The sequence below is a fragment of the Gilliamella apicola genome (assembly GCF_000599985.1).
Taxonomy (GTDB): Bacteria; Pseudomonadota; Gammaproteobacteria; order Enterobacterales; family Orbaceae; genus Gilliamella; species Gilliamella apicola.
In genome coordinates, this window is the sequence record NZ_CP007445.1 from 139,900 (window position 1) to 152,281 (window position 12,382).

At 34.0% G+C, this 12,382-nt stretch carries 14 protein-coding genes; 12 read left to right on the plus strand and 2 right to left on the minus strand.

Features of this window, described 5'->3' with window-relative positions; translation table 11 throughout:
- Nucleotides 1-20 precede the first annotated feature (20 nt).
- The 3 genes from GAPWK_RS00630 to robA all read left to right on the plus strand — a co-directional run bounded on the left by GAPWK_RS00630 (nucleotide 21) and on the right by robA (nucleotide 2,385).
- Entirely contained in the window at nucleotides 21-692 is a 672-nt protein-coding gene (locus GAPWK_RS00630) for a phosphoribosyltransferase family protein (RefSeq protein ID WP_025314370.1), read from the plus strand.
- Nucleotides 693-789: 97 nt separating this feature from the next.
- Nucleotides 790-1,371, plus strand: coding sequence for a Fe-S biogenesis protein NfuA (gene nfuA, locus GAPWK_RS00635; protein ID WP_162471751.1), 582 nt, complete (start codon nucleotides 790-792; stop codon nucleotides 1,369-1,371).
- Nucleotides 1,372-1,467: 96 nt separating this feature from the next.
- Nucleotides 1,468-2,385, plus strand: a complete 918-nt coding sequence (gene robA / locus GAPWK_RS00640) for an MDR efflux pump AcrAB transcriptional activator RobA (protein WP_025314372.1) — start codon at nucleotides 1,468-1,470, stop codon at nucleotides 2,383-2,385.
- Nucleotides 2,386-2,416: 31 nt separating this feature from the next.
- Here the strand turns inward: robA and trpR are convergent, their stop codons facing one another.
- Nucleotides 2,417-2,719 carry a trp operon repressor gene (trpR, locus tag GAPWK_RS00645; RefSeq protein WP_025314373.1) on the minus strand — a complete coding sequence of 101 codons (303 nt, stop codon included), beginning with the start codon at nucleotides 2,717-2,719 and terminating at the stop codon, nucleotides 2,417-2,419.
- A gap of 11 nt (nucleotides 2,720-2,730) precedes the next feature.
- The gene (gene sltY, locus GAPWK_RS00650; protein ID WP_025314374.1) at nucleotides 2,731-4,671 is read right to left on the minus strand and encodes a murein transglycosylase; all 1,941 of its coding nucleotides are present in this window, start codon (nucleotides 4,669-4,671) and stop codon (nucleotides 2,731-2,733) included.
- Nucleotides 4,672-4,837: 166 nt separating this feature from the next.
- On the opposite strand from sltY, the gene iscR reads away from it, so the two are divergent.
- From iscR to GAPWK_RS00695, 9 genes are all read left to right on the plus strand, one after another.
- Complete coding sequence (gene iscR / locus GAPWK_RS00655; RefSeq protein WP_038516974.1) at nucleotides 4,838-5,293, plus strand: Fe-S cluster assembly transcriptional regulator IscR; 456 nt, start codon at nucleotides 4,838-4,840, stop codon at nucleotides 5,291-5,293.
- A gap of 36 nt (nucleotides 5,294-5,329) precedes the next feature.
- Entirely contained in the window at nucleotides 5,330-6,544 is a 1,215-nt protein-coding gene (locus GAPWK_RS00660) for an IscS subfamily cysteine desulfurase (RefSeq protein WP_025314375.1), read from the plus strand.
- Between the two features lie 15 nt (nucleotides 6,545-6,559).
- Nucleotides 6,560-6,946, plus strand: coding sequence for a Fe-S cluster assembly scaffold IscU (iscU, locus tag GAPWK_RS00665; protein WP_025314376.1), 387 nt, complete (start codon nucleotides 6,560-6,562; stop codon nucleotides 6,944-6,946).
- The gene (iscA, locus tag GAPWK_RS00670; RefSeq protein WP_025314377.1) at nucleotides 6,946-7,269 is read left to right on the plus strand and encodes an iron-sulfur cluster assembly protein IscA; all 324 of its coding nucleotides are present in this window, start codon (nucleotides 6,946-6,948) and stop codon (nucleotides 7,267-7,269) included. Before iscU ends, iscA begins: the two co-directional genes overlap by 1 nt.
- Nucleotides 7,270-7,283: 14 nt before the next feature.
- A complete protein-coding gene (hscB, locus tag GAPWK_RS00675; RefSeq protein ID WP_025314378.1) occupies nucleotides 7,284-7,802 on the plus strand; it encodes a Fe-S protein assembly co-chaperone HscB in 519 nt (172 codons plus the stop codon).
- A gap of 36 nt (nucleotides 7,803-7,838) precedes the next feature.
- Nucleotides 7,839-9,698 carry a Fe-S protein assembly chaperone HscA gene (hscA, locus tag GAPWK_RS00680; protein WP_025314379.1) on the plus strand — a complete coding sequence of 620 codons (1,860 nt, stop codon included), beginning with the start codon at nucleotides 7,839-7,841 and terminating at the stop codon, nucleotides 9,696-9,698.
- A gap of 14 nt (nucleotides 9,699-9,712) precedes the next feature.
- The gene (fdx, locus tag GAPWK_RS00685; protein WP_025314380.1) at nucleotides 9,713-10,051 is read left to right on the plus strand and encodes an ISC system 2Fe-2S type ferredoxin; all 339 of its coding nucleotides are present in this window, start codon (nucleotides 9,713-9,715) and stop codon (nucleotides 10,049-10,051) included.
- A 186-nt stretch (nucleotides 10,052-10,237) separates the two neighbouring features.
- A complete protein-coding gene (locus GAPWK_RS00690) occupies nucleotides 10,238-11,329 on the plus strand; it encodes a PfkB family carbohydrate kinase (protein ID WP_025314381.1) in 1,092 nt (363 codons plus the stop codon).
- Nucleotides 11,326-12,261: a pseudouridine-5'-phosphate glycosidase gene (locus GAPWK_RS00695; RefSeq protein WP_025314382.1), complete on the plus strand. Its 936-nt coding sequence runs from the start codon at nucleotides 11,326-11,328 to the stop codon at nucleotides 12,259-12,261. The genes GAPWK_RS00690 and GAPWK_RS00695 overlap by 4 nt, the downstream gene beginning before the upstream one ends.
- The last annotated feature ends 121 nt before the right edge of the window (nucleotides 12,262-12,382 follow it).

Genomic DNA, 12,382 nt, shown 5'->3' on the forward strand with positions numbered 1-12,382 from the left:
TTTACAAAAAAGTAAACTATATGCGTTGTATTTTATGTAATATGCCTTTATTTTTATCTCATCATGGTATTTGCAGTCAATGTGTTAAAAATCTACCTAAATTCAATAAAATTTGTCGGCGATGCTGTTTACCTCATTCATTATCAACGAATGTATGTTATCGATGTCGAGAACATAAACCTTATTGGGACGAACTTATTGCTGTTAGTGAATATATTCATCCATTGAAAAATTTAATTCATCACTTTAAATTTTATAAAAAAATTGAATTAAAGTTGGCATTAGCGAGATTAATGTTTTTATCATGGTATCAACGACGAGAAATGGAAGGTTTAGCTAAACCAGATTTGGTTACGTGTGTGCCTTTGCATCATCTTCGATATTGGTCAAGAGGCTATAACCAAGCCGAATTGTTGGCAAAGCCTATTGCTAAATGGTTAAATTGTGATTTTTATCCTCATCTGTTATCAAGAAAGAAAAATGCAACAGATCAAAAGAAATTATCACTTAAACAGCGGATGAGCAATGTTGAGACACTTTTTGTGTGTAACCAAAATGTTGCTAATAAATCGGTAATGCTTATTGATGATATAGTTACTACTGGTAATACTATAAATGCTATTAGTCAGCAATTAAAACAATGTGGAGCAACCCGTGTTGAGATAATTTGTTTATGTCGTACGGTATTGTAAAATCCTAAACAGTCCCTATAATAACCAAGAAAGTTAGTCAACTATTATAAATGATGCTGAATATTATTTATATCAAATGGTGTTAAAGTGAGGAGTTATGTCTATTATTACTATTTCTGAATCAGCTCAACAGCACTTTAAAAAATTGCTTGCTAATCAACCAGAAGGTACACAAATTAGAGTATTTGTTATGGATCCTGGTACGCCTAGTGCAGAATGTGGAGTTTCGTATTGTCCGGCCGATACAGTTGAAGATAATGATATAGAAGAAAAGTATACAGATTTTTCTGTGTATATCGATGAATTTAGTGCCCCATTTTTGGAAGAAACTGTGATTGATTATGTGACAGATGAATTTGGTGCACAGTTAACATTAAAAGCACCTAACTCAAAAATGAAAAAAGTTGCTGATGATGCCCCGTTAATTGAGCGCGTAAATTATGTGATCCAAGCGCAAATTAACCCTCAGTTGGCTAGTCATGGTGGGCGCGTAAATTTAGTTGAGTTGACCGATGATAACTACGCGATTTTACAATTTGGTGGTGGATGTAATGGTTGCTCAATGGTTGATTATACTTTGAAAGAAGGTATCGAAAAGCAATTAATGGTCGAATTTCCTGAACTTGCAGGAGTGAAAGACATTACTGAACATCAAGCGGGCGCACATTCATTTTGTTAAAATGCATGAAAAATAATTTTTATTTAAAACTTGCTTATTGCTGGGATTAAGTCATAATCAAAGGCTATGTGTCTGTTCACTTTATGATGGGGTTTTATGAATCAAGTTAGTATTATTTCAGATCTTATCGTTTGGATTGAAAAAAATTTAGAACAGCCATTGTCTATCGATAATGTATCGCAAAAGTCTGGTTATTCAAAATGGCATTTACAACGAATGTTTAAAGAAGTGACGGGGCAAGTTCTTGGAACTTATATTCGTCATCGTCGCTTAACTTACGCAGCGCTATCTTTGCGTATGACCAGTAAGCCCATTTTAGACATTGCTATGCAATATCGTTTTGATTCGCAACAAACATTTACCCGATCTTTTAAAAAACAATTTAATGAAACACCAGCGAGTTATCGTCGAAGTGAATTTTGGGATCCAGTAGGATTAACACCAGCGATTGAGCTTAATAAAAATCAACTTTCACTACCTGAACCCAAATTTGTTGATATGCCGAAACAGACTTTTTGGGGGATTTCTTTCAAAAATAATTGTAATCTAGGACAATTATTAGACGAAGAAAATAGACTTCGAACACAGTTTTTTCATAATTATCTATCTCGTTGTACAAATAAAAGCGAAGATTTGCCTGATAAAATTTATGCTTTTAGTCGTATATTAAAAAGCAAAGATAATACCAATGAACAAGAACTACTTTATACTATTGCGTTAGATCATAATAATAATCTTGAACATATTGAAGAAGTAGTTAGTGAAGGTGGATTATATTTATGCTTTAAATATATTGGTTCACCAGATAACTTTAGCGATTTTATTTCTCAAGTACATTTAGCTGCAATGCCAGCTCTAAAAGTTCGGTTGCGTAGTTCCAGCTGTTTAATCGAAATTCACCATAATCTTCATGATGATACTGTCGCCTCTGTTAAAGATATTAAGACTATGGAATGTGATTACTGTGTGCCGGTTGTTACAGAAACTGAAGTTAATATCCAACAAAATTTATAATTCTGATTGTTACAAGTATATTGAATAGATACTAGTTAATGTTTTTGTTATCTGAGCTTAACAGAATGTTTTCTAACCATTTTTTAAATTCAGGTGTTGCTTCTTTAAGACTATTTGAACCTCGAGTTACTGTTGCAATACCTATTTTTAGTTGATCTTTTAGTTGCCTTTGGTTGATTGAACCGTCAAGTAATGAATGTACAATTTTCACTCGAGTTATCAGTGCATCGCGTTCATCAGCTGTCATTAATAACTTTAATATATCAAGTGAATAACCGTCATTAAAGGCTTGGTGTAATAGCTTAACGGTTTGTTGCCATTCGTTAGTTTTCATTATAGTCACCATTAATATTGTTTATTAAATTCATGCTGAGTCAAAATATGTGGATTTTTTTTATCTAAGATTATTTGATAGATATAGTCATAAACTAAAACACTTTTCACGTAATTACGTGTTTCAGTAAATGGAATACTATCAATAAAAGCAACGGCGTCAAGTTTTCCACCACTCTCTTTTAACCAACGTTTAACGCGATTAGGTCCAGCATTATAAGCTGCCGAAGATAATATTCGATTATTATTATTTTGTAGATAAACTGAATTTAAAAAGTAACTACCCAATTGTATGTTGATTTTAGGATCGAACAGTTGTGTTGATGAAGTATAAGTAAGTAGGCCCATTTTTTTAGCTGTTTCTTTAGCGGTTGCAGGCATCAATTGCATCAATCCTCTAGCTCCCGCTGAAGATTGTACCGTGGTATCAAGCGCACTTTCTTGACGCGAAATAGCTAAAGCATAAGAAAGAGGAATAGCTTTATCTTTTAGGGCATCATGGTATAAGTCTTGGTACATGATGGGCAAGCGTTCTGTCCAGTTATTCCATAATTTGCCTACAATAGTTGCTTGAATACTTAGATCACCCCAATCTTTATGTAAAGCATATTGAGCCAATTTTATATATTCATTACTATCCACTTGACTATTGAGCATATATCGCCATTCTCTGCTTGATTCTGGCAACATTCCTAAACTACGTAATTCATTAATTCTTTTCACAAATGGTTTATCATCAAAGTTAGACTTTAATGCTGAAATTTCGGTATGAGTAATTTTTTTTGATTGATTATTAAGAGAATAATGTTGATTCAGTGTTTGTGCACTGATCATACCATAAAAACCACGTTTAGTTGTGAGTGTTTGTAGAATACTATTAGCTTCTTTTTTTCGATTATTTTTTAATAACACTCGTGCTTTCCAATATTGCCAATCTTCTTTTAATTGATCTTCTGGTGTTAGTTGTGCTAACCAATAAGCAATATCCTTGTAATTATTTTCATCAATAGCTAAACGAATACGTTTTTCAACCAAAGATGAATCATGGCTTTTAGCAATATAATTATCTCGCCATTTAATTTGTTCATAAGTAACTGAATCACTGAAATAACGGCTTGCTAAACTTTTTTGCAATAAACTTTGCTCGTTTTCATTTAATTTTTGCTGTTTGATTAATTGTGGCAATAAGGTCTCAGCTAATTCTATGTCGACTTTAGTTAAACGAGAAAATGATGCTAAAGTAATTTTTTTAGTGAAAGAACTCACTTTGATATTTTTTGAAAAATCTTCTAATTTTCTTGGATTATCGAATAAGTCTAGTAAATTACTTTTGATTATTTTGTTATTTTCATCTAATAGATTTGCTAGATACCGAGCTAATTTTAAATTATTCGCTTCAACTGCCAATTCAATACGTGACAATATTAAATTGTTTGTTCGTTTACCAGCTTTAGCCCAAGCATTAAGTAATGGATCACATGCAGAAGAAAGATCTTTTCCTGTCATCCAAAGTGTTTCTACATCTTTAAAAACTGATTCATCCCCTTTTTTCTTGAGTAAGGCATATTGATAGCGGCAATTAGAAGGTATTGAATTATCTTTAGGGAATGAAATTATTGAATTCCAATCTTGGCGATTTGTTAACTCTTTCAAATAGGATTGTGTTAAAGAGTTTGTTAAAGGAAAATCCTGATTTTTCTTTACAAAATCGCTAACTACATCAGGGGAGACAACTTTTATATTTTTTTGAAAAAATTGCACAGCAGCGTAAGGATATAATGGATAATTTTTTATGGTTGCAAGTAATGCTTTTTGTTCTTGAAAACTTAACGATTGATAAGAGTTAATCCATTTTTGATAATTTTCTCGCAACATTTTTTGAGAATTATTTGCGAAAGCGTTACTTGTAAATACTAAACTTATTACCAATAAGTAACGTGATACCAGTTTCATCCTTAAGCCTCCATGTGAATTTACATATCTAGATTAGCATATTTTATCGTGTTTCGTCGATGATGAACTGATGAGGCAATAATTCCCACTAAAATAGTCAACTAAATACTTGACTAAAATAAAAGGATATATACAATAATTATTATAACACATAGGGGGATGATTAATGAAATTGACATCAAAAGGAAGATACGCCGTAACTGCAATGTTGGATGTAGCATTACATTCTGACTCAGGACCAGTATCACTTGCCGATATTTCAGAACGTCAAGAAATCTCGCTTTCTTATCTTGAACAATTATTTGCGCGGTTACGAAAAAATGGTTTAGTAACCAGTGTTAGAGGCCCTGGTGGGGGTTATGTGCTGAGTCGAGCAATGGATCAAATTGCGATTAGCTCAATTGTAAAAGCCGTTGATGAGACGGTACATGCAACTAAGTGCCACGGTCAAGATGGCTGTCAAGGTGGTGTTAGATGTCTAACTCATACATTATGGAATGATTTAAGTGAGCGAATTGAAGATTTTCTAACCAGCATTACACTCAGCGAATTAGTCAATAATAATGAAGTAAAAGCTGTAGCTAATCGACAAAGCAATATACAACACGTCAGCATTAATTAAAAAATAAAACACAGAATTTGTAATTGGGAGTAATTAATGAAATTACCTATTTATATGGATTACGCTGCTACAACGCCAGTTGATCCTAGAGTTGCTGAAAAAATGATGCAGTATTTAACACCTAATGGTATTTTTGGTAATCCAGCATCTCGTTCTCATAAATTTGGTTGGCAAGCCGAAGAAGCGGTTGATATTGCTCGAAATCAAATCGCAGATCTTATTGGTGCCGATTCCCGAGAAATTGTGTTTACTTCTGGAGCAACGGAAGCTGATAACTTAGCTATTAAAGGTGCAGCTCATTTTAATAAAGCTAAAGGTAAACATATTATTACTTGTAAAACGGAACATAAAGCGGTACTTGATACCTGTCGGCAACTTGAACGTGAAGGTTATGAAGTGACTTATTTGGCTCCTGAATCCAATGGAATATTGGATTTAGATAAGCTTGTAGCGGCAATGCGCAGTGATACAACTGTTGTCTCAATTATGCATGTTAATAATGAGACTGGTGTCATTCAAAACATTGAAAAAATTGGTGAAATGTGTCGTGAAAGAGGTATTGTTTTTCATGTTGACGCAACCCAAAGCGTCGGTAAATTAGCCATTGATCTGTCTAAATTAAAAGTTGATCTTATGTCTTTTTCTGGACATAAAATTTATGGACCTAAAGGGATTGGTGGACTTTATGTTAGACGTAAACCTCGTGTTCGTATTGAAGCGCAAATGCATGGTGGTGGTCATGAGCGCGGTATGCGTTCTGGTACGTTGCCAGTGCATCAAATCGTTGGTATGGGCGAAGCATATCGTATAGCTAAAGAAGAAATGGCAACTGAAATGCCACGGTTATTAGCGTTAAAAAATCGCTTATGGAATGGCTTAAAAGATATCGAAGAAGTTTATCTTAATGGTTCTTTAGAACATAGTGTCCCTAATATATTAAATGTAAGCTTTGCTTATATTGAAGGTGAATCACTTATGATGGCTTTAAAAGATTTAGCAGTATCATCAGGTTCAGCATGTACATCTGCAAGTTTAGAGCCATCTTATGTATTACGAGCACTTGGCCTTAATGATGAACTTGCACATAGCTCAATTCGATTCTCATTTGGTCGATTTAGTACTGAAGAAGAAGTGGATTATGTTATTAAACTAATTAAAGATTCTATTGGTAAATTAAGGGAATTATCTCCACTTTGGGAAATGTTCAAAGATGGTGTTGATCTAAGTAAAATCAAATGGTCAGCCCATTAAAATTAGGAGTAAATTATGGCATACAGTGAAAAAGTAGTTGATCACTATGAAAACCCTCGTAATGTTGGTTCTTTTGATCAAAATGATCCTAATGTTGGTAGTGGCATGGTTGGCGCACCGGCATGTGGTGATGTTATGCGTTTACAAATCAAAGTAAATGATGACGGTATAATAGAAGATGCTAAATTTAAAACTTATGGTTGTGGTAGTGCAATTGCATCAAGCTCTTTAGTTACTGAATGGATTAAAGGTAAATCTTTAGATGAAGCCCAAGCAATTAAAAATACAGATATTGCCAAAGAGCTTGAGTTACCACCTGTTAAAATTCACTGTTCGCTTTTAGCGGAAGACGCAATTAAAGCAGCAATTGATGACTATAAAACTAAAAAAGGTCAAAGTTAATGGCAATTACACTAACAAATAGCGCGGCTAATCGTGTTCAGGCTTTTCTTGCTAATCGCGGAAAAGGGGTAGGGCTGAGGTTAGGCGTTAAAACATCAGGTTGCTCTGGTATGGCATATGTTTTAGAGTTTGCTGATATTATTAACGATGATGATAGTGTGTTTGAAGATAAAAATGTTAAAGTCATTGTTGATAAAAAAAGTTTGGTTTATATCGATGGTACCGAACTGGATTTTGTTAAAGAAGGATTAAACGAAGGTTTTAAATTTAATAATCCCAATGCGCAGAATGAATGTGGCTGCGGTGAAAGCTTTAATGTGTAATTGGGGTAATGAACATGCCTAATTACTTTGAACTATTTGATTTACCTGTTCAGCTACCAGTAGATGTTTCGTTACTAACAGCGAATTATCAACAATTACAAAGACAATATCATCCAGATAATTTTGCCACTGCTAATGATAACGATAAAATGGTGATGGTACAAAAATCAGCAATGATTAATGACGGTTATCATACACTGAAAAATCCCATTAAAGCTGCTGAACATCTATTGTCTCTAAAGGGTTTTGATGCGGCAACTGAGCAAAATATTATACATGATGCTGATTTTTTAATGGAACAATTTGTTTTACGTGAAAAATTAGAAGATATTGAAAGTCAGGATAATTTTGTTATATTAGATGACTTTCATTCGGAAGTTTTTGCGCGTCAACGTGATGTTTATAAACAATTATTAGAATTTATTAACAAACAAGATTGGGAAGCAGCCCTTAATCAAATCTTTAAAATCCGCTATTTAACTAGATTGATAGAACAAATCGAAAAGTTACAAGAAAAACAATATGCTTTATAATTTTAGTTAAGCATATATCAATTAGAGACAATTCAAATGGTATTATTACAAATTAGTGAACCTGGACAAACTCCTGAACCTCATCAGCGCCGTTTAGCTGTGGGAATTGATTTGGGGACAACTAATTCACTAGTTGCTACTGTGCGTAGCGGACAAACCGAAGTGCTACCAGATTTGGATAATGATTTTCTATTACCTTCAGTAGTTTATTACGGCTTAGATGTTGATGATAATCTTGTTATTACCGTTGGTAAGCATGCAAAATCTAATGCTGTAAATGATCCTCAAAACACGGTGAGTTCTGTTAAACGGTTAATGGGTAGAAACTTATCTGATATTGAGGCTGTACATTTTCCTTATACTTTTTCACAAACGGATAATGGTGTTCCATTATTGAATTTGCCTAATAATCAAGTTAACCCAATACAAGTCTCCTCGGAAATTTTGATCGCCTTAGCTCAACGTGCAAAACAGAGTTTAGGTGGTGAAGTTGATGGTGCTGTAATCACAGTGCCAGCCTATTTTGATGATGCGCAACGGCAAGCAACTAAAGATGCGGCTAAATTAGCTGGGCTGCATGTTTTAAGATTATTAAATGAACCAACTGCTGCTGCTATCGCTTATGGTTTAGATACTGGCAAAGAAGGCGTTATTGCAGTTTATGATTTAGGTGGCGGTACATTTGATATTTCTATTTTGCGTCTACATAAAGGGGTATTTGAAGTTTTAGCAACCGGTGGTGATTCAGCACTAGGAGGTGATGATTTTGACCGATTGCTTGCTGATTATTTAAAAAATCAATTAGGTTTAGAAAATAATACTGATCCCTATATAAACCAAAAAATTATTGATGAAACAGTTAAAATAAAAGTAGCATTAAGTCAGCAAGACTTAGCTTTAGCCAACATAGAAGGGCAATCTTTAACTATAACGCGTCAACAATTTCAAGACTTAATTGAACCTTTAGTTAAACGAACTTTGGCGGTTTGTCGCCGAGCATTAAGAGATGCTGAAATCAATATTGATGAAATGGTTGAAGTTGTCATGGTCGGTGGCTCAACTCGTGTCCCTTTAGTCAGACAATTAGTGGGTGATTTTTTTAGAAAAGAGCCTTTAACTTCCATTGATCCTGATAAAGTTGTTGCTATTGGTGCGGCAATACAAGCTGATATCCTGGTTGGTAATAAGCCCGATTCAGATATGTTATTGCTTGATGTCATTCCTTTATCTTTAGGAATAGAGACAATGGGGGAATTAGTGGAAAAAATCATCCCTCGTAATAGCACAATACCATGTGCCAGAGCTCAAGAATTTACCACATTTAAAGATGGTCAAACAGCTATGATGATTCATGTGTTACAAGGCGAGCGTGAAAGTGTTGTAGATTGCCGATCGTTGGCTCGTTTTACGCTAAGAGGTATTCCTCCTATGCCTGCTGGCGGAGCGCATATTCGTGTTACTTTTCAAGTCGATGCTGATGGTTTATTAAATGTTACTGCAATGGAAAAATCAACAGGTGTTGAAGCTGCGATTCAAGTTAAGCCATCTTATGGTCTAACGGATAATGAAATTGCTAACATGATTCAGGATTCAATCAATTATGCCCAGCAAGATAAACAAGTAAGAATGCTTGCCGAACAAAAGGTTGAAGCAGCTAGAGTACTAGAAAGCTTACAAAGTGCTTTAGATAAAGATGCTGATCTATTAAATGAGCAACAACTTAATCAGATTTTAATCGCTAAGCATCAGTTACAAGCAGTAAGTGAATTAGATGATAGTGATGCTATCAAAAAGCATATTAAGATTGTTGATAATATGACACAAGAGTTTGCTGCTAAACGTATGGATAGATCAATTCGTCAAGCCTTAACTGGCCATAAAGTTGATGATATTTAACAAACGAGATTATTATGCCCAAAATTACATTTTTACCTAATGCTGATCTTTGTCCTGAAGGCAAAATAGTTGAAGCTGAAGAAGGTGAAACTATTTTAGAAGTTGCACTTCGTAATGATATTGAAATTGAACATGCATGTGAAATGTCTTGTGCATGTTCAACGTGCCACTGTATTGTTCGTAAAGGTTTTGATTCGCTAGAAGAAAGTGATGAGCAAGAAGATGATATGCTTGATAAAGCTTGGGGAGTAGAGCCTCATAGTCGATTAAGTTGCCAAGCTCGAGTTACAGATGAAGATCTTGAAGTTGAAATTCCAAGATATAGTTTAAATCATGCCAAAGAAGATCATTAAACAGACCGCCATAATGGCGGTTTTATTTATCATAATTTGATTTAATCGTTGCAAAGTGCTTTTCTTTCCTTATTATTGTGATTGTTGTCACATTTTTGTTATTGATTTAAATTGATAACTTTTAAACCTATCTTTATTCTGTTATATTTCGACAATAGACATATGCTGGTAAATAAACAAATGTTTATGAATTATCGAGAAAAACAGATCCTCACCATAATCCGTGATAATCCTTTTATTCAACAAAATGCAATAGCCGATATGCTTGGTATCACACGATCTAGTGTTGCTGGTTACATCATGACTTTAACGCAAAAAGGTTATATCAAAGGTAAAGGTTATCTTTTGTCTGAGAATAATCATATTGTTGTCGTAGGTTCTAGTAATATGGATGTTACTGGGTATTCAAATAAAAAATTAGTTTATGGTGATTCTAATCCTGGAAAAATTCGATGTACTCCGGGAGGCGTTGGACGAAATATAGCAGAAAATTTAGCCCTTTTAGATCGAGATACTTATCTTATTTCGACAATCGGTGATGATTTTTATGGTGCACAACTTATTGAACATACGCGAAAAGCGGGTGTTAATATGGATAACTGTCATATTATAAAAGGTGATAGTACTTCAACATACCTTTCTTTATTAGATGAATCTGGTGAAATGCTGTTAGCGATTAATGATATGGATATTATTGATAAATTAACCCCCAATTTATTAAAAGACTCTCAACAACTCATTTATCATGCAAAATTACTCGTTATCGATTGTAATTTACAGGAAGATGCATTGGCATGGTTATTTAGTCATGCTGGGTCGGTACCTATTTTTGTTGATACAGTTTCTGCTTTTAAATCTCATAAAATTAAAGATTGGTTATCATATATCCACACTTTAAAACCTAATCGTTTAGAAGCTGAAATTTTAAGTGGTATGAAAATTCATTCCAACCAAGATATTCCTAAAATTGTTGATTGGTTTCATGAACAAGGTGTAAAACGCATTGCTATTAGTGTTGGTGCTGATGGTGTTTATTATAGCGAAATAAATGGTGAGCGAGGTTGGTCTGTTTCTATTCCGACAAAAATTGTTAGTGTTACTGGTGCCGGTGATGCGATGTTAGCAGGGCTTATACATGGCTATTTAGATAATATGAATTTTTATGAAAGTATTCGATTTGGTCAAGCTTGTTCTTCTTTAACATTATCCTCAGAGTTTACCAATAATCCTAATTTATCTATTAATTGTGTACAAAATATATTGGAGTCCTTTTCATGAACGAAGTGCCTATTTATAATCAATACTTAGATCTTTCTCCAGAAGTAAAAAAAGCCCTTGAGAATAATCAACCTGTTGTTGCTTTAGAATCAACAATCATTTCTCATGGTATGCCTTATCCACAAAATGTTGAGACAGCTTTAAAAGTAGAAGAAATAGTTCGACAAAATGGTGCAGTTCCAGCCACAATTGCAGTCATTAACGGGCGATTAAAGGCTGGCTTATCAGAAGAAGAAATTACTATTTTAGGAAAGCAAGGATTAAATGTAACAAAAGTAAGTCGTCGGGATCTGCCTGTTGTTGTAGCTAATAAACAAAATGGAGCAACAACAGTTGCAGCAACGATGATAATTGCTGAGTTAGCTGGTATTCGTGTTTTTGCAACAGGTGGACTGGGTGGTGTTCATCGAGGTGCTGAACACACATTTGATATTTCAGCCGATCTGCAAGAATTGTCTAATACAAGTGTTGCAGTGGTTTGTGCTGGCGCTAAATCAATTTTAGATTTGGGGTTAACAATGGAATATCTTGAAACGTTTGGTGTCCCTGTTGTGGGATATCAAACCGAAAAATTACCTTCATTTTTTAGTCGTACAAGTCCTTTTGATGTTAGTGTTAAACTAGACACTGCACAGCAAATTGCAGAAATGATTAAAGTTAAATGGAATTTAGGTTTAAATGGTGGGGTAGTTATAGCTAATCCTATACCAGAGCAATATGCGATGGAAGAAAAGGTCATTTCACAAGCTATTGAACAGGCATTACAAGAATCAATAGAACAAGACATTAAAGGTAAAGAAACTACACCATTCTTATTAGCGAAAGTTGTTGAATTAACGGGCGGTGATAGTTTAGAAGCAAATATCAATCTAGTATTCAATAATGCTAAATTAGCTTCAGAAATAGCAAAAAATTATTGCAACATTAAATAATCTATTCTGAAAAAAGATGTTTGAAGAATGATACATTGTAATTAAATTCATTCTTCAAGCGTCAAAACCCATAATTATACCTATTATTTAAAAAATGTTTGTAAGTTAAATAATTATCTTT

What these genes read in the sequence shown, in the direction of transcription:
- iscU (WP_025314376.1), top strand. Translation starts at nt 6,560, where the DNA reads ATGGCATACAGTGAAAAAGTAGTTGATCACTATGAAAACCCTCGTAAT.
- robA (WP_025314372.1), top strand. Translation starts at nt 1,468, where the DNA reads ATGAATCAAGTTAGTATTATTTCAGATCTTATCGTTTGGATTGAAAAA.
- hscB (WP_025314378.1), top strand. Translation starts at nt 7,284, where the DNA reads ATGCCTAATTACTTTGAACTATTTGATTTACCTGTTCAGCTACCAGTA.
- iscA (WP_025314377.1), top strand. Translation starts at nt 6,946, where the DNA reads ATGGCAATTACACTAACAAATAGCGCGGCTAATCGTGTTCAGGCTTTT.
- GAPWK_RS00695 (WP_025314382.1), top strand. Translation starts at nt 11,326, where the DNA reads ATGAACGAAGTGCCTATTTATAATCAATACTTAGATCTTTCTCCAGAA.
- iscR (WP_038516974.1), top strand. Translation starts at nt 4,838, where the DNA reads ATGAAATTGACATCAAAAGGAAGATACGCCGTAACTGCAATGTTGGAT.
- GAPWK_RS00690 (WP_025314381.1), top strand. Translation starts at nt 10,238, where the DNA reads ATGAATTATCGAGAAAAACAGATCCTCACCATAATCCGTGATAATCCT.
- fdx (WP_025314380.1), top strand. Translation starts at nt 9,713, where the DNA reads ATGCCCAAAATTACATTTTTACCTAATGCTGATCTTTGTCCTGAAGGC.
- GAPWK_RS00660 (WP_025314375.1), top strand. Translation starts at nt 5,330, where the DNA reads ATGAAATTACCTATTTATATGGATTACGCTGCTACAACGCCAGTTGAT.
- hscA (WP_025314379.1), top strand. Translation starts at nt 7,839, where the DNA reads ATGGTATTATTACAAATTAGTGAACCTGGACAAACTCCTGAACCTCAT.
- trpR (WP_025314373.1), bottom strand. Translation starts at nt 2,719, where the DNA reads ATGAAAACTAACGAATGGCAACAAACCGTTAAGCTATTACACCAAGCC.
- GAPWK_RS00630 (WP_025314370.1), top strand. Translation starts at nt 21, where the DNA reads ATGCGTTGTATTTTATGTAATATGCCTTTATTTTTATCTCATCATGGT.
- sltY (WP_025314374.1), bottom strand. Translation starts at nt 4,671, where the DNA reads ATGAAACTGGTATCACGTTACTTATTGGTAATAAGTTTAGTATTTACA.
- nfuA (WP_162471751.1), top strand. Translation starts at nt 790, where the DNA reads ATGTCTATTATTACTATTTCTGAATCAGCTCAACAGCACTTTAAAAAA.